Below are 21,483 nucleotides of genomic sequence, written 5' to 3' on the forward strand. Positions count from 1 at the left end.
AAGGAAAATCATGAGTAAACCAGTAGTTTTAAGCGGCATTCAGCCAACCGGTGGTATGACAATAGGCAACTATGTTGGCGCTATTAACCAGTGGCTAAAGTTACAGGAAGACCACGAAAGTTTCTTTATGTTAGTAGACTTACACGCTATTACGGTTCGCCAAGAGCCTGAATTACTGCGCTCTCGAGTGTTAGATGGTATTGCTCTTTACGCGGCATGTGGCATTGATCCTGAAAAATCTGCGTTATTTGTACAATCGCAAGTACCTGAGCACGCACAATTGGCGTGGGTATTAAATTGTTACGCGCAAATGGGTGAGCTTAATCGAATGACTCAGTTTAAAGACAAGTCATCTAAGCACGCAAATAACGTAAACGTGGGCTTATTTTCATATCCAGTATTGCAAGCTGCGGATATTTTATTATACCAAGCTGATCAAGTACCAGTAGGGGATGATCAAAAGCAACACTTAGAGCTGACTCGCGATATAGCCACACGCTTTAATAATTTATATGGCGACGTATTTAAATTACCAGAGCCGTATATCCCTGAGTTTGGTGCACGCGTAATGAGCTTGCAAGATCCACTTAAAAAAATGTCTAAGTCTGACGAAAACCCAAATGGTTACATCATGTTATTAGATGAGCCTAAGCAAATTGTGAAAAAGCTTAAAAAAGCAGTAACTGATTCAGATGAACAAGCACGTATATATTTTGATCGCACAGAAAAGCCTGGCGTATCAAACTTGCTTACTTTATTGAGTGTTGCAACTAAGCGCTCAATTGAAGACCTAGTTCCTGAGTATGAAGATAAAATGTATGGCCATTTAAAGAAAGATACAGCAGATGCAGTTGTAAATATGATTGAGCCAATTCAAGCACGCTTTAAAGAGATCAGAGAAGATCAAAACCTACTTGATGGCATAATGAAGTCAGGTGCTGAAAAAGCAAGTGTACGTGCTGAGAAAACATTGAAATCGGTATACGATGCGCTTGGTTTTATTCCTCGCGGGTAAGTTTATTAAAATAAAAAATGCCGCTTGTTAGCGGCATTTTTTATATAATACTGATTAGTATAATTATACTTTATATAGAAGCTGATTTTCTCGCCACTTTATAATTCTAGAGTACTTAACACAACCTTTACTTATGGTGAGTAAGTAAAACCTCTATTTATTTAATAGAGGTTTTAAGTAATGCCCAGTATGTGAACGCTCACATTCGGCCACTTCTTCTGGTGTACCTGCAATGAGTATTTCACCGCCGCCAGCTCCGCCTTCAGGTCCTAAATCAATAACCCAATCTGCTGTTTTAATAACATCGAGGTTGTGCTCAATAACCACAATGGTGTTACCGTGATCGCGCAGGCGATGTAATACAACAAGCAGCTGTTCAATATCAGCAAAGTGTAAGCCTGTTGTAGGCTCATCTAATATGTAGAGTGTTTTACCAGTATCACGCTTTGATAGCTCGCGTGCTAGTTTTACACGTTGCGCCTCACCACCTGAAAGCGTGGTAGCGGCTTGACCTAAGCGGACATACGATAAACCAACGTCCATTAAGGTTTTAAGCTTGCGGGCAATAGCCGGTATTTTGTCAAAATACTCATGCGCGTCTTCAACAGTCATCTCAAGTACTTGGTGTATGTTTTTACCTTTGTATTGGACTTCGAGCGTTTCGCGGTTATAGCGTTTGCTCTTACATACATCACACGGTACATACACATCAGGTAAAAAGTGCATTTCAACTTTAATTAAGCCGTCACCTTGGCACGCTTCACAGCGTCCGCCTTTAACGTTAAAGCTAAAGCGACCTACTTTGTAGCCACGTGAGCGCGCTTCTTGTGTGCCTGCAAATAACTCACGAATACCGGTAAATATACCTGTGTAGGTTGCCGGATTTGAACGAGGAGTACGACCAATTGGGCTTTGATCAATATCGATCACTTTATCAAAATGATCTAAACCGCTAATTGATTTATACGGTGCCGCTTCGGCAGTGGTTGCGCCATTTAGCTCTGTATGAGCAAGTTTAAATAAAGTATCGTTTATTAGCGTTGATTTACCTGAGCCCGATACACCTGTCACACAGGTCATTAAACCAAATGGGATTTTTAAATCCACATTTTTAAGGTTATTACCCGTTGCGCCAAATAGCTCTAGCCATTTGTCGTTCGTTGGGTGACGCTCTTTTGGTATTTCTATTTTACGTACGCCTGATAAAAATTGGCCCGTAACAGACTCTTTGCTTGCTAAAATATCGTCGCGCGTACCTTGAGCAATAATATGCCCACCATGAACACCCGCACCTGGGCCAATATCAATAATATGATCTGCCGCACGAATAGCATCTTCATCGTGCTCTACCACAATAACGGTGTTACCTAAGTCGCGCAAATGGACCAATGTTTGTAATAAACGGTCGTTATCGCGTTGATGTAATCCAATAGATGGCTCATCTAGTACGTACATTACACCTACAAGACCGGCACCAATTTGACTGGCTAAGCGGATACGTTGAGCCTCACCACCTGATAATGTATCGGCGCTACGTTCAAGTGATAAATAATTTAGGCCAACGTTAATTAAAAACGATAAGCGGTCGCGAATTTCTTTTAATATTTTTTCAGCTATTTGGCCTTTTTGTCCGGTTAACTCTAAACCTTCAAAAAATTCCATGGCTTCACCAATACTCATGCATGTGATTGCAGGTAAGTTGGTTTGTCCAATAAATACATTTCGAGATTCTTCGCGTAAGCGCGAGCCATGACAGCTAGGACACGCTTGGCTTGTTTGGTATTTAGCAAGTTCTTCGCGTACAGAGTTTGACTCGGTCTCGCGGTAGCGGCGATTCATGTTGTTTAAAACGCCTTCAAACTCATGGTTACGCGTAATTAAATCGCCACGGTCGTTACGGTAATTAAACGCAATCTTAGTGCTACCAGAGCCATCTAAAATAATTTTTTTCGAGTCGCTGTCTAAATCTTGATAAGGCACGTCTAAATCAAAATTGTAATGATCTGCAACCGCTTGCAGCATTTGATAGTAATAAAAGCTGCGTTTATCCCAGCCTTTAATTGCACCGCCAGCAAGGCTTAACTCTGGGTTATGCACTACGCGATTAGGATCAAAATATTGGCGTATACCTAAGCCATCACAGGTTTGACAAGCACCAGCTGGGTTATTAAACGAAAACAAACGCGGCTCAAGTTCAGTCATTGCATAGCCACAAGTAGGGCAGGCAAAATTTGCTGAAAATAGAATCTCTTCAGCGCTGCTATCGTCCATGTATGCTACATGTGCAACACCATTAGACATTTCAAGTGCAGTTTCGAACGATTCTGCTAAGCGTTGTTGTAAGCCATCTTTTACTTTAAATCTGTCTACAACAACTTCTATTGTATGTTTTTTATGAAGCTCAAGCGTTGGTGGATCAGACAAGTCACATACTTCACCGTCTATACGGGCGCGAATGTAACCTTGGCTAGATAGCTGTTCTAATAACTTAACATGCTCACCTTTACGCTCTTTTACTATTGGCGCAAGCAGCATTAATTTACTGCCCTCAGGTAGAGCCAAAACAGTATCTACCATTTGGCTAACGGTTTGCGCAGCAAGTGGTAAATCATGTGTAGGACATCGTGGTTCGCCAACGCGGGCAAACATAAGTCGTAAGTAATCGTAAATTTCGGTAATAGTACCTACGGTTGAACGCGGGTTATGAGACGTTGACTTTTGCTCAATAGAAATGGCAGGAGAGAGGCCTTCGATGTGATCCACATCAGGCTTTTCCATGAGCGATAAAAATTGTCTTGCGTACGCAGAGAGTGATTCAACATATCGGCGTTGTCCTTCTGCATAAAGCGTATCAAATGCAAGTGATGACTTCCCCGAACCAGATAGACCCGTAATAACTATTAATTTATCACGTGGGATGGTTAGGCTGATGTCTTTTAAATTGTGCGTTCGGGCGCCTCGGACTTCAATGTTTTCCATGCTATCTCGTTTGTTACCAAAATTATTTACTCAGTATCGCATAATACGAAGCAATATTAATCCTTGATCAATGAAAAATCCTTACTTATAGGCGATTAATTATTGCCAAGCTTATGGTAGAATCCCAACCTCAATTTTTCATAGAGTAAGATCACGCAGATAATGACCGCATCTTCACTTAATTCACGAGAAAAACGCGCCGCTGTATCACTGGCGAGTGTGTTTGCATTTAGAATGCTCGGCTTGTTTATGCTGATGCCTGTATTGGCTATTTATGGACAATCGCTTGAAGGTTTTTCGCCTATTTGGATTGGTTTTGCTATAGGTGCGTATGGTTTAACGCAAGCCGTATTACAAATACCTATGGGCCGATTATCCGATAAAATTGGTCGTAAAAAGGTTATTGTAGGTGGCTTAATTGTATTTGCTATTGGATCGGTAGTGGCTGCATTAGCAGATTCTATTCAAATGGTTACGGTAGGCCGCGCTTTACAAGGTATGGGCGCAATAGCCAGTGCGCTACTCGCGTTTGCTTCAGATTTAAGCCGCGATGAGCAACGACCAAAAGTAATGGCTGTCATTGGTATGAGCATAGGAATGAGCTTTGCGTTTGCTATGTTATTGGGGCCAATTGTTGCAGCTTCGTGGGGCATTGCCGGCGTATTTTGGCTGACTGCTATTTTAGCTGTTTTTGGTATATTTATTGTTACTATGCTAGTGCCAAATGCGGTAAATAAAGCACCCAAAGGCGATACGTTAGCAAGCTTTAGTGATATTAAAAAACTAATTAAACACCCTCAGTTAGCGCGATTAAATGCAGGTGTGCTGCTATTGCATTTAACCCTAACCACAATCTTTGTGGTATTGCCGAGTCAACTCATTAAAGATGGCTTGGTTGCCGATCATCACTGGTATTTATATATTCCAGTGTTGTTTTTAGCTTTTTTATTAATGGTCCCAATAATGATAGTGGCTATTAAAAAAGAGAAAGAAAAACAAGCCTTTATTGGCTCAGTAGCCTTATTAACTATAAGTATGTTAGCAATGTCGGTATGGGTAAATAGCGTAGTAGGTATTGCTGTATGTATGCTACTTTATTTTGTAGCATTTAACTTTTTAGAAGCCACAATGCCTGCACTTGTATCGCGTATTGCACCTGCAAGCCAAAAAGGTTCAGCAATGGGGGGCTACTCATCTAGTCAGTTTTTAGGCGCCTTTTTAGGCGGTATGTTAGGTGGTTATGTAGCACAAACTACAACGACGCAAGCTGTGTTTGCGGCAGCAGCACTTGTTGGGTTAATATGGCTTATTATTGCGTGGAAAATGCAAGTCCCACCCAAAAGTAAAGTTATTAGTTTAATGACCAAATTAGATTCTGAAGAGCATGCTCAAACACTTGCTTCTCAGTTAGTTGCTTTACCTGGCGTAATAGAAGCAACAGTGGTTCGCGATGAAAGTCGCAGCTATTTAAAGATTAATGATAAAGAATTTGACCTAGACCAAGCGCGTAAAGTCGCTGGTTTAATCTAACATTTATAGGAGATGGTTCCATGGCACGCGGTGTGAACAAAGTAATTTTGGTTGGTAATTTAGGGCAAGATCCTGAAGTTCGTTATATGCCTAACGGTAACGGTGTAGCAAATATTACCTTAGCAACTTCGGATAGCTATAAAGATAAAAACACTGGCCAAATGGTTGATAAAACTGAGTGGCATCGTGTTGTATTCTTTGGCAAATTAGCTGAAATTGTTGGTGAATATTGTCGTAAAGGTTCACAAATTTATGTTGAAGGTAAACTTCAAACACGTAAGTGGACCGATCAACAAGGCCAAGAAAAATACACAACTGAAATTGTAGTTGACGGATTTACAGGTCAAATGCAAATGCTTGGCGCACGCGGTGGCGATCAGCAAAGCGGTGGTTATCAAGGTAATCAAGGCGGCCAACAAGGTGGTGGTTACCAAGGTAATCAGCCGCAAGGTGGTCAACAAAGTGGTGGTTACGGTCAAAATAACCAAGGTCAAGGCGCACAGCAAGGTGGCTATAATCCACAGCAACAAGCCGCACCAGCAGCACAACCAAAACCGGCTCCAGCACCACAGCAGCAAAGTAATCAATATCAGCCGCAAGGTGGTTATGCACCACAGCAAAAAAGTGCCCCACAACAGCAAGGTGGCTTCGCTCCTAAACCGCAAAACGCCCCGCAAGGTGGTGCATCAAACCCAATGGAACCGACCATTGATTTTGACGATGATATCCCGTTCTAGTGTCCCAACCTTTACAGTGTAAAGATTTATTATAGAAAAGCCCCGTTCATACGGGGCTTTTTTATACGGGTTGTTTAGTGAGGGCACCCAAGAACTATCAATGAATATCGTCATTAAGCAATAAAATGAAATAGTATTAGTAAGCATGTTAAATTATGGTGAAATTTACATTATCTTTAATTGATATATATATCGTTAACACTTACCATTAAAAGACTTTTACCTTAATTACACAATGAGAGACATGAAAACTAATATCTTATTTTTATTTCTTGTTTTTCTATTTTTGAGTCCAATTTCAAACGCTCAATCTTCTTCAAATGTTACTCATGTTTTATTTATAAATTCAACAAACCAAGATATGCCTTGGCACAAAAGTGTTGATTCTGGACTGCGTAAAAAACTTATAGAACGTTCTTTTAGTTATGAACTCTTCGTTGAAAATATGGATGTAAACCGCTTTGATGAAGCAAATCAAAAACAGTTAATGAAGGACTACCTTAAGCAAAAATATAAAAATAAGCACATAGATATCATTGTTACTCAGTCGCCTTCTGCAGCTGTACTTTTATCGCAATTAGATGATTTTTTTATAAATGCTCCAAGAATATATTTAGAACCAGGCGCTCAATTTAGTTTACCTGAAAGCACCAATGGAGCAGTGATCCAAGCTAAATTAGACTACGCGCAAGCAACAGCAAGCGCTGTTAATTTAATGAAGCCTAAAAAATTAATCGTTATATTAGATACAAAAAATGATATTGGGATGAGCTTTTATCGAGGGCTATTTTCGGTTATTAACCGTGACTTTTCGTATTTAGACGTAGAAAAGTGGTTTGATCTTTCAATGCCAGAGCTACTCACTAGAATAAAAAATGCGCCAGATGATTCAATTATATTGTTTACACCCATTTTCAGGTATTACGATAATAAATCTCTTAGCCCTTATCAGCTAGTAGAGCGATTAGCTGAAGCAAGTTCAGCGCCCGTTTTTAGTTATTGGGAGGTACTATTAGGTTCAGGTGTTGTTGGTGGGTATGTGTTGTCGGGTGAAAAAATAGGCGCACGTATTGCCGATTCGATAATTTTATACAATGAAAATAAAAGCCTAAGTGCAATCAGTGGTGAAGAACTAAGTGTTTATACTTACGATTGGCGTCAATTAAACAAGTTCGATATAGCTTCACAAAGCTTGCCAGAAAAGTCGATTATATCTTATTACGAGCCAACCTATTTTGAGCAAAATAAAACATTGATTTACAGCGCTACTGTAATTATCTGTATTCTTAGCAGCTTTTTAGTTTTCGTATTGTTTTTAAATCAACGCCGCATTCAACTTTTAAAAGAGCTTGATGAAGAAAAGCAAAGATTAGAGTCGCGCGTTGAAGAGCGCACTGAAGAGCTTTTGCACGCCAAGGAAGAAGCAGAGCATCTGACATCCGCTAAGTCTGAGTTTTTAGCAAATATGAGTCATGAAATTAGAACCCCTATGAGTGGGATTATTGGTTTGACTAATATTTTGCTCGAAAAAGGTTTACCTGGTGAGTATGAGTATTATTTAGATAAAATTAAATACTCCTCAGATCAACTCCTGGTGGTTATTAACGATATTTTAGACTTTTCAAAAATTGAGTCTGGAAACATTAACCTTGAGGAATTTCCTTTTTCTGTAAATTCGATTGTTGATTATATCAAAGCAACCTTCAATGAATTGGCCCAAAGTAAAGGGGTCACATTTGATATTGTCATTGATGAGGCAGTTAAACTGGACTTAATCGGCGATGTAGTGCGAATAAATCAGGTGCTGTTAAATTTATGCTCTAACGCAATTAAATTCACCCCTCACGGCACTGTATCGGTTTTAATTGAGTCAAGAAAGTTATTAGACGATCCGCAAAGTGTTTGCTTATATTTTACAGTTAAAGACTCAGGTATTGGCATCGCTGAGGATAATCTTAGTAATTTATTTGAATCATTTACTCAGGCAGATAGTTCTACAACTAGGAAGTTTGGTGGTACAGGGTTAGGTTTAACAATTAGTAAGAGTTTATGCCAATCGATGGGGGGAGATATAACGGTAAAAAGCACTCAAGGTGTAGGTAGTGAATTTATAGCTTCAATTAAGGTGAAACTGAATAACCAAGCGTTAATTGATGATACTCCTAACCTAACTTTTACTGATGCGTTTGAAGTACTAATTGTAGATGATAATGAAGATGATCTTAAGGTAATTGGAAATCAGCTAACGGCTATGGGGCTAGCATGTACGGCCTGTCAATCTGCTAAACAAGCTATTGATATTATTGAACACAATAAAGAGAAATTTAAAGTTATTATTGTCGACTGGGCAATGCCATCAATGAGTAGCGAAACTTTTTTAATACGCATTTTTAATATTAACCCTCAACTTTATGCCAACACTATTGTGCTTATAATGAGTGACGAAAGTTTACTAAATAATGGAGCCAAAAAAGTAAGTATAAAAACTATTTTGCAGAAACCTGTATACACGAGTGTTTTGTATGAGGCGATTGAAAGTAAAGTAGTAGGCTCTCTGAATGAAGTGCCTTTAGGAAATACTGTAAGTGAAAAGCCGTTAGCAGGTATCAAAATATTAGTTGTGGAAGATAACTCGATCAATAAACTAATAGTTACAAACATACTAGAAAATGCAGATGCTCAAATTTATTTGGTCGACAATGGACTAGAATGTATTCAAGCCGTGAAATCCCAATCGTACGATATTATTTTGATGGATATTCATATGCCTATTATGGATGGGGTTGAGGCAAGTAAAATTATTCGTAACGATAGCGATAAAGCAATCGCAAATATTCCAATAATTGCTTTAACAGCTAATGTTATGAAAGATGATATTACACGATACTTATCCATTGGCATGAACGCCCATGTTGCAAAGCCTATTAAAGCTAAAAATCTACGTGAAACTATAATCCGCTGTTTAAATAACTGAGCCGTTAAAGTGATTTAATAATTATCCATGTTAAGTACCTATCGTAATATCGTCCGTTGGCTTGAGCCTATTTTGGATAACTTAAAAAGACAATTCATAAAATAGAATTTTCCTCACCGGTTGCTATATGAAATCTCATACATCCTTTTCCCATATGTTTATTTCAGCAAAGGTTGAATTATCAATGTCAGAAGTTAGTGAGTTGGGCACTATAAACAAAGCACACAGCTTCGCTGCGCATAGTACAAACAAAACTCGCTTAAGCTTGAGGATTCAATTTAATCTATTTATAAAATAAAGGGCATAGTTGTTTGTTTGTTTGTGTAAGTTCTCGTTTATCTGAGTGTTTTTTGTTTAGCACTATTAATAAACGTTTAAACTTAGTTTATAGCCTTGTACTTCTATAGATATTGAACAACACTTTAGTTAATAATTTAACGAGTGGCAGGCTATGCAAAAGAGTAAACTCTGGCTTTTAAAGTACTTCAAAGGTATCTCTTTTGTTTTGTTTCTGGTGATACTTATTAGTTTTAATTTCATTTTAAATGATGCATTACATCAAAAAGCACATGTTTCTGGGCAGCAGTTTGTTAAACGCGTTTATGAATTAAATTTATCTCCCTCTATAAATAATGAAGTGTTGGTCGCATTAGCTAAAAATGAAGGCTTTAAGTTGGAGGTGCAAAATTCTTCAGATCACTTTAGGAACTTAGTAAATTTAGAACGCGAAGTTTTTACTTTTAAAACGTTAAGTTTGAGCCTTTATCACTATCCAGTGTGGGTAACACAAAGCTACTTATTTATATTTTTGAATCTGATTATATTAGGCGCTGCTAATTGGTCTTATCGCTGGTGGAGCCTGTTAAAAGTCAACCGTAAAGTAATGCTTAAAAATACAGTTATACAGCCGACTAAAATTATTCAACAAAGGCATAAAAATACTCAACTAATCGAACTGGCAAAAAAATGTGATTTAAGTTCTTTGTATGGAGTTAATACTGCATCACATAACTTATTTTTACTTATTGAGTGTGATTGTAGCTATGATAAAAAAACGGATATAGAAGCCAATTTTAAAGTCTTAATTACTAAAAAATTAGCCGAACTTAAAGGTGTGTCGGTAAAAATACTAAACTCTAATTACTTAGCGGTTACCTTACCAAACATTTCTATTAGCGAGTTGAATAGCTACGTTGAAAAGCTTCATAAAAATGTGTTTTTAATATGTCAAAATCATCAAAAAAATATTACTCATAAAAATATTAAAATAGGTGCGTGTGATTATCAATTAGGCGCTGATCAAGTGGCGGTTTATAAGCTAGCAAAATCAGCACTCGCGCTATCACAAAGCAGCCTATTGCAGCATTGCCACCGTTTAACGTTAAATCACTGCCAAGAAAAACACCTCTCTAGCAAACAGGTTATAGAAAACATTAAAAAGAATAAATTTATATTATTCTTTCAGCCTGTATTTGAACTCTCTAGTGGAGATATCCTGCAGCATGAAGCTCTTATTCGGGTTAGGCATAGCCAACTTGGTTTACTGGCCGCTCGTTACTTTATTAAGCAGGTTTATAGTGATCAAGACGCTTTAATATTAGATAAAGCTGTAATAACACAAGTTAAAAAGCTAATGCTGAGTGAATCTTCGGCTCAAACAGTTAGTGTAAATCTACATCCTAAAAATTGGTTCAATACTGTATTTTGGGAGTGGTTAGCCAATCAAATGGCAGAGCTTAAATTAAGTGCTAAATTACAATTTGAAATAAGCGAGACAGAATTTTTTACTCATAGAAAATCGATAACTAATGCACTCAATGTTATTAAAAATGGGCATTCACATATTGTGATTGATAATGTAAAAAGCAGTGAGAAAGTAGCCATGCTAGTTGATTATAACCAAGTATGTGGGCTTAAGTTATCTTACGAACTGGTTCATTTATTAGATGAAAAAACTCAAAGTCAAAAGAAAATAAAAAGGATAGTCGAAGCCGCTAGTCTTTTAAATCTACCCGTATACGCGGTGGGCGTAGAGACTCAAAAAGAGCTACTTACGCTTACCAAATTGGGAGTGGTAGGAGCTCAAGGTTTTTACTTTTCAGAGCCACTTCAAGAGTTTACGCAAGCGGTATTTAATTAAGGTCTAGATTAACCCTCTATATTTAAGCCCATTTAAGCCTTGAAGCCCCCCAGTATGAACAGCAATAATTTTACTCCCAGATGGGAAATAATCTTGCTCAATAAGCTGCCACAATGCATACATCATTTTTCCGCTATAAATAGGCTCAAGTGGCAGATTATAAGTGTGACTCATATCTTGGCAAAACTGCCATAACTCAGGTGAAAACTTACCATAACCCCCATCATGAAACTCTGTGAGTAACTGCCAGTTAGTTTGGTTATTAGCTTTAGCGCTCAGCTTTTTTATTTCTTCATTTAAATATTCAGCTTGTTTTAATACCGCTATACCAATAACTTGTGTTGTTGAAGCACTGCCTTCTATTAGTCCAGCAAGCGTGCCACCACTACCTGTAGGACAAACTAAGTAGCTATGTTCGGGTAAGCTTTGTACTAACTCTTGACACCCTAATAAAGCATGTTCATTTGTACCACCTTCAGGGATGATATAAGCGTTTGGAAAACGCTCTTGCAAAGCATTAAGGTAATCGCTGTCTTGGCGTTTTCGATACTCTATACGATTAACAACATGTAGGTTCATACCACAATGTTTTGCAAATTGGATTGTTGGGTTGTTGTTATCAAGCTCTGGTCCGCGAATAATCGCGTGAGTTTTTATATTAAATTCTTTTCCTGCGGCTGCGCAGGCGTGAATATGGTTTGAAAACGCACCACCAAAAGTCAGAAGCTCTGTTTTATTTATCTTTTGCATATACGCTAAATTGTATTTTAATTTACGCCATTTGTTACCACTTATTAGCGGATGGAGTAGATCGTCACGTTTTATACCTAAACAAATATTTCTCTTTTTTAGAAACGTTGTATCTATTTGCTGAATATAGTTATTTTCTTTAGTTTCAAATGATTTATGCATATTTATTAGTTTTCAACTTGGCAAAGTAAATAAAATGTACGACACTTGGTTAATACATCATTAACAATAGTAGCTATATGAAAGAAAAGCTGTTTTCTTGGTTGAATCGTAGTTTGGATCCTAATACAGCTATAGGTGTTGCTGCTTATGCAGATACTGTTAACGCGGTATGTTTAAAAAAACAACGAGACCAATGGATAGTTCACAGCTCACATAGTGTCAACGTATCTGAACAAGCCGATTATACCGCTGCTATTGTTGCTTGCACAAATCAAGTTTCTACAGACATTTGTGCGGTTAATTTAGTTATACCGCATTACTTTTATCAAATAGTGCAAATGGATAAACCAAACCTTAGTGATGAAGAAATCATTCAGTCGCTCCCTTGGACTACAAAAGATCTAGTTGATATAGCCCCTGAAAATATTGTTGCTGATTTTATCGATTATCCAATAACGCTACCGATGCAAAGCAGCAAAATGAATGTGTTTATTACTAATAAGCTGCAACTACTTCCGTTTATAGACAGTTTTGAACAAACCAAACCTGTTTTGCGTGCAATGACCTCTGAAGAAATGATTCTGGTTACCTTGTTTGGCTCATATAAAGAGGCGCATATGCTGATTGTGCAGCATGCTAATCATGAACCTCGAATCTTAATTATTCGTGATGGACAATTAGTATTAGCTAGGCGATTAAATGGTTTTTTAGGTATTTCAGATAAGGATCAAAATCAAGAATTGGTAGAAGCGTTAGGATTAGAAATTCAGCGTTCGATGGACTTTTTTGAAAGCCAGCTCAAGCAACCGCCAATTCGCAGCATACAGCTACAGTGCGATGATTTATCTTCATTAACTCTTAGAGCCGGTCTTGCAGAGTTTTTACAAGTAAAAGTTGTAGATTTTGCGCCTAACTTAGAATTAGCGCAGCAATTAGAGCCAAACTTTTATTATGCGCTCGGGGCAGCCTATCAATTAACAGATCCGGAGTCTGTGCTATGAAAACCCGGATTAATTTTTATCAAAAAACCTTACGAGTACGCCGAGACCCAGTCCCTTTGTCTGGAATGATTACGTTGTGGTTAGGTGCGCTATTAATTATTGCAATCACGTGGGCTTTTTACAGTTATAAAACTTATTCAAGTGAGCTTGATTTAGAACAAAAAAAGGAATATCTCAAACAAGGAAAAGCTCAGTTAGAAGTTGTAAAACAGCAGCTAGCAGAGAAGCAAAATAAAACAATCTTTATTAATGAACTAAAAACACTTCAGCAAGAGGTTTTGCATAAGCAGCAAATATTTAGTTATTTAGAGCAAAGCTCAGATCAATCCGCAACCGACTATGCGCAGGTTATGCAAGATTTAGCCAAGTATCACGAGCCTAATATCTGGCTTACCCATATTAAATTTGTAGGGCAAAGTGTCACGTTTGAAGGGCAAGTATCGCAGTCAAAATTTTTACCTATGTGGTTTAATAATTTAAAGCAGTCACCTTTTTTTATTGATAAAGAATTTTCAGTTTTAGAACTGTCAACAAAAGATGGTCTGAGTGAATTTAATGTGGCGACCGACCTTGCTGATAAAGGCGTTAAACCATGAACAACAAGAAAGACAAAGGTTGGCCTATTTGGGCAAAGTATCGAGCTCAATTTGCATCGCTGCAAAAGCGTGAGAAATATTCCACTGTATTTGTAGGCTTATTCATGGTGATTTACCTCGGTCTGTGGTTTGTTATTTTTCCACAGCAAGATGAAGTTGCTCATATTCGCTCTGAACAAAATGCAGCATTGCAGGAGTTACAGCAGATAAATGCGCAACTCTCCATGTTAAATCAAGCACTAAACTACGACTACACTAAGGTTTTACGCAGTCAAATTGCACAAACCAGAGATGAATTAGCTGAAATAAATAATCAACTTAATAGTTTTAGCCAAGGCTTTGTAGCGGCTAAAAATGTACCTGCTGTTTTAAAAGATTTACTCGTAGATAGTAGCGATGTGAGAGTTAGTAGCTTTAATGTAAAGCCTGCACAGGCTATAGATGTTGAAAAACTGGGTGTGCATGATACGCAAACACTATTTTTTGAGCATCAAATGGTGGTTACTTTGGAAGGTAGTTATTTTAGCTTACAAAAATATTTAGCAGCATTAAAAAATAATCAAGAAAAATTATTAATACAAGAGTTTAGTTATCAGGTACTAACGTACCCACAAGCTGAATTAACTTTACAAATTGCTACAGTGAGCGCTAATGAAAAATTTATCGCATTATAATTTATGTTTTTTATTACTTTTGTTCACTTTCGCACCCAGTGCATTAGCGCAATTACGCGATCCTACTCAACCAAATATGTATGTAAATAACAACAAGAGTGTAACTCAAAACACAGAACTTAAATTGCAATCTATTATTAAAAACAGTACAGCATTTAAGGCTATTATTTCTGGCCATATTTATCGAGTGGGTGATGCTGTAGACGATTTTCGGGTGCTAAGCATAAACTCAAAACAGGTTGTGCTAGCAAATGACGATAAACAAATAAAATTAGAATTATATGACTATGAAATTAAAAAATAATTTATCTTACCCGTGGCTTGTTCTCCTATTATTGCCTACATTTTTGACGGCTTGCCATAGCTTTAAGCCTGGTAAAGAAGTTAAAACTCATATAGAACAAGAGCTGGCTGAAAAACCTGTAGAAGCTAAAGCGATTGCGCCTTTACAGATGCCGAGTGAGCTTACCCAAAGCCTACTATCATCAATAAATAATGAGCAAACTATAAGTGATGATTTATCTATAAAGCGTTTTGATGTAGCCGCTAATGACGTTGAAATAGGCGCCTTTTTTGCAGGCTTAACAGACGATACGCCTTTTAGTGTTGCTGTGCATCCCGAGGTAAATGGCACAATTAGTTTAAATCTTAAAAGCGTTACTTTTAATGAAGTCATTGCAGTTATTAAGCGTATGTATCCTTTAGATATTGTTAATGAAGGACGAATAGTACAAGTACTGCCAGCCAAAATGCGCACAGAAACAATACCTGTAAATTATTTAATGATGCAGCGCCATGGTCAGTCTACAGTGAGTGTGGTTGCTGGTGGGGTTAGTCAATTTGCACAAAGTGGCAGTAGTTCGAGTGGTTCAAGTTCAGGTAGTAGTAACCAGCAAAATAATGAGTTTGGCGGCGATAATCAAAGCTTAGATTTAAACGGTTCTCGAATCCAAACAATTAATAAAAATGATTTTTGGAAAGAATTAGAAGTTGCTCTTAAGTCCTTAATTGGCGCAAGCGATGGGCGCTATGTTGTTGCAAGCCCACAAGCTAGTTTGGTAACCGTAAATGCACTACCAAGCGAAATTAGTCAGCTAAAAGAGTTTTTGCGTCAAAGCCAAGAAAACCTGCAACGCCAAGTTATTCTAGAAGCAAAAATAATAGAAGTAACTTTAAAAGATGAGTACCAACAGGGGGTTAACTGGGAGCGTATAGCGAGTGGTTTAGAAGGCGGTATTTCGTTTGCTACAACAGCGGGTTCTACTATTAGTAATAGTATTTCAGCCGCAATTGGTGGAGCGTCATCGCTAACCATTCAAAAAGGAGACTTTAACGGGGTTATTAATTTGCTTGAAACGCAAGGTGATGTGCAAATGCTATCTAACCCTCGAGTTACCGCTACAAACAATCAAAAAGCAGTTATAAAAGTAGGGCAAGACGAATATTTTGTTACTAACGTATCAAGTACGACGGTAACAGGTACTGCTACAACTACCTCGCCTGAGATTGATTTAACGCCGTTCTTTTCTGGTATTGCCCTTGATGTGACACCGCAGATTGACAAGTATGGCTCAGTAATTTTACATGTTCACCCTTCAGTAACTGAAACAGAAGAGCAGCTAAAAGTAATTACATTAGACGATCAACGTTTTGAGTTGCCTCTAGCACAAAGTAACATTCGAGAATCAGATACTGTTATTCGCGCTCAAAGTGGCGAAATAGTGGTTATTGGTGGTTTGATGCAAACATCAACACAGGATGAAGAATCAAAAACCCCCGTGTTGGGTGATATCCCACTATTTGGCAATTTATTTAAAAGTATTCGTAAACGCCAAGAGAAAAAAGAACTGATTATTCTAATCAAACCAACGGTTGTTATGCCAGATACGTGGAAAAAGCAACAAGGTGAAAGCCGTCAGCTTTTAAAAACATGGTATGAAAACTAACTATGTATTTAAGCTTTTTTAATTTAAGTGAAATGCCTTTCACGTTAACCCCTAACACAGAGTTTTTTTGTGCACTTGAACCGCACCACGAAGCGATGCAAGTGTTAACAACAGCTATTGAAATGGGTGAAGGGTTTATTAAAGTCACTGGTGAAGTTGGGACTGGTAAAACGCTACTTTGTAGAAAGCTATTAAACCAACTTGAGCCAGATTACATTGTGGCTTATTTACCTAACTCTTATTTAAGCCCAGAAGAGCTTAGATGGGCAATTGCAATTGAGCTGGGTATGGATGTAGATAAAGCATTAGATCAGCAAGCACTAGGGCAGCTTATAAATCATCACTTACTCGACTTACAAGAAGATAATGAGCGTGTAGTGCTTTTGATAGATGAGGCGCAATGCTTGAGTTGGGAGACTCTAGAGGCGCTGAGATTATTTACAAACTTAGAAACAGAAAGTGAAAAACTAATTCAAGTTGTGTTATTTGGGCAACCTGAACTTGATGAAAAGCTGGCAAACAACAAAGTAAGGCAATTACGCCAACGTATCAGTTTTTCCTATAAATTACGGGCGATGACTGGCGCTGAGGTTGTTTATTATATTAATCACCGCTTACAAGTTGCAGGGTTTAATAGGCCTCCTTTATTTAATAATAGTATGGGGCTCAAAATTGCTAGAGCTAGCCGTGGAATTCCTAGATTAGTTAATATTTTATGCCACAAAGCACTATTACAAGCTTACGGTGAAGGGTTAAATACAATAACAAATCGCCATATTCAACTTGCCATAAAAGATACCGAAGACTGCGCAAAGTATCGAACCGGACAATATTGGAGCTACAGTGCTTTAATGTTTAGTGTTTTAGCTATTGCTGCCATATGGGTATGGAGGCAGTGGTTATGAGCGTTATAAATAATATGCTTAAAAATATTGAGCAACGAGAAGCTAAACAAGTAAGTACTCAAGAAGGTATAAGTTTAAAGCCGATATATGATGTAAAAAACATTGTATTTAAAGCCGTAATTTTACTTATTATGCTAAGTGTCATTTTTTTAGCATACCTATATTTACCGACCGCCGACAAAAAAGAGACTCAACGTGAGTCTGTGTTACCACAGCAAAAAATGGTCGCGGTTCTAAGCTCTAATTTATCTGATTATCAAGATGAAAAAAGCAATGTAGAACCTTTAGTTGAGCAAGATGTTGTGAAAACGGTTGTGCAAGTTGAGCAAATAAAACCAGAAGTGAATGATTTAGCTGAATCCAAGTTGAGTGAAGCAACATTACTGGTTTCTCAACCAACGGCTGAGCCAGTTGTAATTGCCGAGGTTAAACAAAGCCCTGCACTAGCTAAAGATAATGTACTGGTAACTAGCGAAGCTATTGTCAGCAAACCAAAAATTACTCCAATGATTAAAACTAAGTCTCAAAATACTATGACTAAAAGCGTGGCAGAAGCTAAGTCGCCACAGGCTTTATTGATTGAGCAATTAGCCGCAGCTAAACAAGCAATACAGTTTGGCTTATACAACGAAGCCATTAGTGATTTAAATATTATTTTAGCGCAATCGCCTTTACACGTAGAGGCTCGAAATTTACTAGCTGCAACCTACTTTAAACAACAAGATATAAATTCAGCACAACAGGTTTTGCAAGCGGGTATTCGCCAAAACCCTAACGTACTTGAATGGCGTGTAATGCTAAGCAAAATACTCATTATGCAACAACAGTATGAAGGAGTATTACTGCTTTTAAGTGATGAATTTGAATCCCAGGCGAATCTTGATTTTTGGGTGTTGCAAGGTACTGCAGCACAAAGTGCGAGTAAGCACCATAAAGCACTTGAAAGCTTTAAACATCTTACACAACTACAGCCTAGTCAAGCTAAGTGGTGGCTGGCACTTGCAACCTCAAAAGATGCATTAGGAGAGTACCTCGATGCTAAACAGCTTTACAAAGTGGCTCTAGATTTAGGTGGATTAAATACAGCTATGACGCAGCATGCATTACAGCGTTTAGTTGCGCTAAAGGAGGCCGTATGAGACCTAGTTTAAAAATGCGCTTAGGGGACTTACTTGTTCATGAGCACATGATCACCGAAGCGCAACTAAGCGAAGCGCTAAACGTTCAAGCTGCAACGGGTCGTAAATTAGGTTCGACGCTTATTACACTTGAGTTTATTAGTGAACCACAACTATTACGTTTTTTAGCGCAGCAATTACAAGTACCTTTTTTAGATATATCACAGCGAAAAATATCAGCTGATGTATCTAAGCTTTTATCTGAAGTATATGCGCGTCGTTACAGAGCATTAGTAATTGAAGACAATGGTGACTCTGTTTTAGTCGGGATGAGCGATCCTGCTGATTTAAGGGGGCTTGATCAACTTGCAACTATGCTTGCTCCTAAACGAATAGATTTAGCTGTTGTACAAGAAAGTCAAATAATGGCTGCGTTTGACAACGTATATCGTCGTACAGATGAAATTACTAACTTTGCAGCACAACTCCATGAAGAATATCAAGACGTAGAAGAGTTTGATTTAAACTCTTTAGGTGATGAAACATCTGATGCAACCGTTGTAAAGCTACTGCAATCAATATTTGAAGATGCTGTGCAAGTTCGTGCATCCGATATTCACATTGAGCCAGATGAGGGTTTGCTTCGCATTCGTCAACGTGTAGATGGCATATTACAAGAGCACACTCTTAACCAAGTAAAAATAGCATCGGCATTAGTGTTACGTTTAAAGCTTATGTCGGGATTAGATATATCTGAAAAACGCCTCCCTCAAGATGGCCGGTTTAATATAAAAGTACGCAGCCATAGTATTGATGTGCGTTTATCTACCATGCCGGTTCAGCATGGTGAATCAGTTGTAATGCGCCTGCTTGACCAATCCGCAGGATTACTATCGTTAGATGAAACAGGCATGCCAGTACACATATTAAAACGTGTACGCAGCATTATAAAACGTCCTCATGGCATGGTTTTAGTTACTGGGCCAACAGGCTCGGGTAAAACAACCACACTATACGGTGCATTAAGTGAGTTAAACCAACAAGAAAATAAAATTATTACAGTAGAGGATCCCGTTGAGTATCGTATTGGCCGTATTAACCAGGTACAAATAAATAATAAAATAGGGCTGAGCTTTGCAAGTATTTTACGGACCGCTTTAAGGCAAGATCCTGACATTATAATGGTTGGCGAAATGCGTGACCAAGAAACCGTAGATATTGGGTTAAGAGCCGCTTTAACAGGTCATCTTGTGTTATCAACGCTACATACTAATGATGCAATTACTAGTGCTATGCGGCTAATTGATATGGGGGCACCAGCTTACTTAGTGGCAAGTTCACTGCGCGCTATTATTGCCCAACGATTAGTAAGGCGAGTATGTAATGACTGTAGAGTACCGTACTTGCCAGATCATCAAGAAATAAGCTGGCTAAAATACTTAGGCGAAGATGTTACTGAAGCTCAATTCTCCAAAGGGCAAGGTTGCACTGCATGTAACCATAGTGGTTATAAAGGGCGTGTAGGTATTTTTGAGTTGCTTGAAATGGATGATGCAATGATGGATGCATTACGAGTTAACGACACGCAAGGTTTTGCAAAAGCCGCTAAAAATAGCGCGAATTTTTCGCCACTCTCAACAATGGCATTAAACTACGCCAAGCAAGGAATTACCTCCTTAGATGAAGTATTTAAAGTGGCTGAATATATCCCAGAAATAGTAGGGGATATTGATGCAACTATATAGCTACAAAGCGAAAGACAGCAAAGGTATGTTGGTTAAAGGCCAATTAGAAGCGAGTAACCAAGCTGGCGTAGCTGATAGTTTAATGAAGCGTCAATTTATACCAATATCAATCTCTTTAGTTGAAACAAAAAATAACATCAAAATTTTTGATAATTTATTTGTCGAAAAAATAACGCTAGACGACATGATTATGTTTTCTAGGCAAATGTATTCGCTATTAAAAGCTGGTATACCAATTATACGAGCAATGGTTGGGTTGGCAGAAACAACACAAAATAAAAAATTTAAAAATGTACTAATAGAAGTTACCAAGCAGCTTGAGCAAGGCCGCGACTTATCCAGTGCAATGGCGATACATAACGAGGTATTTAGCCGTTTAACAGTATCAATGGTAATGGTTGGTGAAGGCTCTGGACGATTAGAAGATGCGTTTTATCAACTCGCTATTTATTTTGAGAAAGAACAAGAAACCCGAAAGCGTATAAAAGCAGCTATGCGCTACCCTACTTTTGTTATTTTGGCTCTAGTAGCGGCTATGATTATTTTGAATATTTTTGTTATTCCTACCTTTGCCAGTATGTTCGAAAAATTTGATGCTGAATTGCCATTAATGACTCAAATATTAATTGGCACTAGCAGCTTTTTTGTTAACTACTGGTGGTTATTATTGGTGATGGGTATTGGTTCTTTTTTTGCTTGGAGGCGTTATTTAAATACAGAGCCTGGACGCTTTAAGTGGGATCAATATAAATTAAAAATTCCATTTATTGGGGATATTTTAAAACGGACATTGCTTGCGCGCTACAGTCAAAGTTTAGCTATGGTATTGCGCTCCGGTGTGCCTATGACCACTGGTTTATCACTAACAGCGCATGCCGTAGATAACAGCTATATGGAAAAAGCGATTATTACTATGCGCCAAGATATAGAAAAGGGCGATAGTTTACTCAGAGCCTCAAAAAGTTCTCAGCTGTTTTCTCAGCTTGTATTACAGATGGTGGCGGTAGGTGAAGAGACAGGTCGGGTTGATGAGCTCTTACAAGAGGCTGCTGATTATTATGAGCGTGAAGTTGATTACGACTTACGGAGCTTAACTGCAAAAATAGAACCTATTTTAACTGTGTTTGTTGCCATTATGGTGCTGATTTTAGCGTTGGGTATTTTTATGCCGATGTGGAACATGATGTCAGCGATTAAAGGTAATTAACCAA

General features: G+C 38.1%; 16 protein-coding genes. 14 read left to right on the forward strand and 2 right to left on the reverse strand.

Annotation, left to right across the window (positions count from 1 at the left end; all coding sequences use genetic code 11):
* Window positions 1–10: 10 nt before the first annotated feature.
* Window positions 11–1,015, forward strand: coding sequence for a tryptophan--tRNA ligase (gene trpS / locus H5161_RS13165; protein WP_002958388.1), 1,005 nt, complete (start codon window positions 11–13; stop codon window positions 1,013–1,015).
* Window positions 1,016–1,168: 153 nt separating this feature from the next.
* Here the strand turns inward: trpS and uvrA are convergent, their stop codons facing one another.
* On the reverse strand, window positions 1,169–3,994 hold the full coding sequence (gene uvrA / locus H5161_RS13170) for an excinuclease ABC subunit UvrA (RefSeq protein ID WP_182692803.1): 2,826 nt from the start codon (window positions 3,992–3,994) through the stop codon (window positions 1,169–1,171).
* A 162-nt stretch (window positions 3,995–4,156) separates the two neighbouring features.
* On the opposite strand from uvrA, the gene H5161_RS13175 reads away from it, so the two are divergent.
* The 4 genes from H5161_RS13175 (at window position 4,157) to H5161_RS13190 (ending at window position 11,375) form a co-directional block, all read left to right on the forward strand.
* Window positions 4,157–5,524 carry an MFS transporter gene (locus H5161_RS13175; protein WP_077536176.1) on the forward strand — a complete coding sequence of 456 codons (1,368 nt, stop codon included), beginning with the start codon at window positions 4,157–4,159 and terminating at the stop codon, window positions 5,522–5,524.
* Between the two features lie 20 nt (window positions 5,525–5,544).
* The gene (ssb, locus tag H5161_RS13180) at window positions 5,545–6,261 is read left to right on the forward strand and encodes a single-stranded DNA-binding protein (RefSeq protein WP_024598062.1); all 717 of its coding nucleotides are present in this window, start codon (window positions 5,545–5,547) and stop codon (window positions 6,259–6,261) included.
* A gap of 244 nt (window positions 6,262–6,505) precedes the next feature.
* Window positions 6,506–9,235, forward strand: a complete 2,730-nt coding sequence (locus H5161_RS13185) for a response regulator (protein ID WP_182769485.1) — start codon at window positions 6,506–6,508, stop codon at window positions 9,233–9,235.
* A 451-nt stretch (window positions 9,236–9,686) separates the two neighbouring features.
* Window positions 9,687–11,375: an EAL domain-containing protein gene (locus H5161_RS13190; protein WP_182769486.1), complete on the forward strand. Its 1,689-nt coding sequence runs from the start codon at window positions 9,687–9,689 to the stop codon at window positions 11,373–11,375.
* A 3-nt stretch (window positions 11,376–11,378) separates the two neighbouring features.
* On the opposite strand, the gene H5161_RS13195 is transcribed toward H5161_RS13190, so the two are convergent.
* The gene (locus H5161_RS13195; RefSeq protein ID WP_182752286.1) at window positions 11,379–12,287 is read right to left on the reverse strand and encodes a 1-aminocyclopropane-1-carboxylate deaminase/D-cysteine desulfhydrase; all 909 of its coding nucleotides are present in this window, start codon (window positions 12,285–12,287) and stop codon (window positions 11,379–11,381) included.
* 77 nt (window positions 12,288–12,364) lie between these two features.
* Between H5161_RS13195 and H5161_RS13200 the strand changes: the two genes are divergently transcribed.
* The 9 genes from H5161_RS13200 to H5161_RS13240 are packed head-to-tail and all read left to right on the forward strand — an operon-like array spanning window position 12,365 to window position 21,479.
* Window positions 12,365–13,288: an MSHA biogenesis protein MshI gene (locus H5161_RS13200; RefSeq protein ID WP_182752287.1), complete on the forward strand. Its 924-nt coding sequence runs from the start codon at window positions 12,365–12,367 to the stop codon at window positions 13,286–13,288.
* A complete protein-coding gene (locus H5161_RS13205; RefSeq protein ID WP_259398701.1) occupies window positions 13,285–13,884 on the forward strand; it encodes a PilN domain-containing protein in 600 nt (199 codons plus the stop codon). Before H5161_RS13200 ends, H5161_RS13205 begins: the two co-directional genes overlap by 4 nt.
* Entirely contained in the window at window positions 13,881–14,558 is a 678-nt protein-coding gene (locus H5161_RS13210; protein ID WP_182769487.1) for an agglutinin biogenesis protein MshJ, read from the forward strand. Before H5161_RS13205 ends, H5161_RS13210 begins: the two co-directional genes overlap by 4 nt.
* On the forward strand, window positions 14,536–14,862 hold the full coding sequence (locus H5161_RS13215; RefSeq protein ID WP_024594540.1) for an agglutinin biogenesis protein MshK: 327 nt from the start codon (window positions 14,536–14,538) through the stop codon (window positions 14,860–14,862). Before H5161_RS13210 ends, H5161_RS13215 begins: the two co-directional genes overlap by 23 nt.
* Window positions 14,846–16,504, forward strand: coding sequence for a pilus (MSHA type) biogenesis protein MshL (mshL, locus tag H5161_RS13220; RefSeq protein ID WP_182752289.1), 1,659 nt, complete (start codon window positions 14,846–14,848; stop codon window positions 16,502–16,504). Before H5161_RS13215 ends, mshL begins: the two co-directional genes overlap by 17 nt.
* 2 nt (window positions 16,505–16,506) lie before the next feature.
* Window positions 16,507–17,409, forward strand: coding sequence for an ExeA family protein (locus H5161_RS13225; protein WP_182752290.1), 903 nt, complete (start codon window positions 16,507–16,509; stop codon window positions 17,407–17,409).
* A complete protein-coding gene (locus H5161_RS13230) occupies window positions 17,406–18,548 on the forward strand; it encodes a tetratricopeptide repeat protein (RefSeq protein WP_182769488.1) in 1,143 nt (380 codons plus the stop codon). The genes H5161_RS13225 and H5161_RS13230 overlap by 4 nt, the downstream gene beginning before the upstream one ends.
* A complete protein-coding gene (locus H5161_RS13235; protein WP_182769489.1) occupies window positions 18,545–20,272 on the forward strand; it encodes a GspE/PulE family protein in 1,728 nt (575 codons plus the stop codon). Before H5161_RS13230 ends, H5161_RS13235 begins: the two co-directional genes overlap by 4 nt.
* The gene (locus H5161_RS13240) at window positions 20,259–21,479 is read left to right on the forward strand and encodes a type II secretion system F family protein (protein ID WP_182769490.1); all 1,221 of its coding nucleotides are present in this window, start codon (window positions 20,259–20,261) and stop codon (window positions 21,477–21,479) included. Before H5161_RS13235 ends, H5161_RS13240 begins: the two co-directional genes overlap by 14 nt.
* Window positions 21,480–21,483: the final 4 nt, after the last annotated feature.

It is taken from the genome of Pseudoalteromonas sp. SG43-5 (genome assembly GCF_014164345.1).
In the GTDB taxonomy this organism is placed as follows: domain Bacteria; phylum Pseudomonadota; class Gammaproteobacteria; order Enterobacterales; family Alteromonadaceae; genus Pseudoalteromonas; species Pseudoalteromonas distincta.

Coding starts and splice junctions, on each gene's coding strand:
- trpS (WP_002958388.1), top strand. CDS start 11: ATGAGTAAACCAGTAGTTTTAAGCGGCATTCAGCCAACCGGTGGTATG.
- uvrA (WP_182692803.1), bottom strand. CDS start 3,994: ATGGAAAACATTGAAGTCCGAGGCGCCCGAACGCACAATTTAAAAGAC.
- H5161_RS13175 (WP_077536176.1), top strand. CDS start 4,157: ATGACCGCATCTTCACTTAATTCACGAGAAAAACGCGCCGCTGTATCA.
- ssb (WP_024598062.1), top strand. CDS start 5,545: ATGGCACGCGGTGTGAACAAAGTAATTTTGGTTGGTAATTTAGGGCAA.
- H5161_RS13185 (WP_182769485.1), top strand. CDS start 6,506: ATGAAAACTAATATCTTATTTTTATTTCTTGTTTTTCTATTTTTGAGT.
- H5161_RS13190 (WP_182769486.1), top strand. CDS start 9,687: ATGCAAAAGAGTAAACTCTGGCTTTTAAAGTACTTCAAAGGTATCTCT.
- H5161_RS13195 (WP_182752286.1), bottom strand. CDS start 12,287: ATGCATAAATCATTTGAAACTAAAGAAAATAACTATATTCAGCAAATA.
- H5161_RS13200 (WP_182752287.1), top strand. CDS start 12,365: ATGAAAGAAAAGCTGTTTTCTTGGTTGAATCGTAGTTTGGATCCTAAT.
- H5161_RS13205 (WP_259398701.1), top strand. CDS start 13,285: ATGAAAACCCGGATTAATTTTTATCAAAAAACCTTACGAGTACGCCGA.
- H5161_RS13210 (WP_182769487.1), top strand. CDS start 13,881: ATGAACAACAAGAAAGACAAAGGTTGGCCTATTTGGGCAAAGTATCGA.
- H5161_RS13215 (WP_024594540.1), top strand. CDS start 14,536: ATGAAAAATTTATCGCATTATAATTTATGTTTTTTATTACTTTTGTTC.
- mshL (WP_182752289.1), top strand. CDS start 14,846: ATGAAATTAAAAAATAATTTATCTTACCCGTGGCTTGTTCTCCTATTA.
- H5161_RS13225 (WP_182752290.1), top strand. CDS start 16,507: ATGTATTTAAGCTTTTTTAATTTAAGTGAAATGCCTTTCACGTTAACC.
- H5161_RS13230 (WP_182769488.1), top strand. CDS start 17,406: ATGAGCGTTATAAATAATATGCTTAAAAATATTGAGCAACGAGAAGCT.
- H5161_RS13235 (WP_182769489.1), top strand. CDS start 18,545: ATGAGACCTAGTTTAAAAATGCGCTTAGGGGACTTACTTGTTCATGAG.
- H5161_RS13240 (WP_182769490.1), top strand. CDS start 20,259: ATGCAACTATATAGCTACAAAGCGAAAGACAGCAAAGGTATGTTGGTT.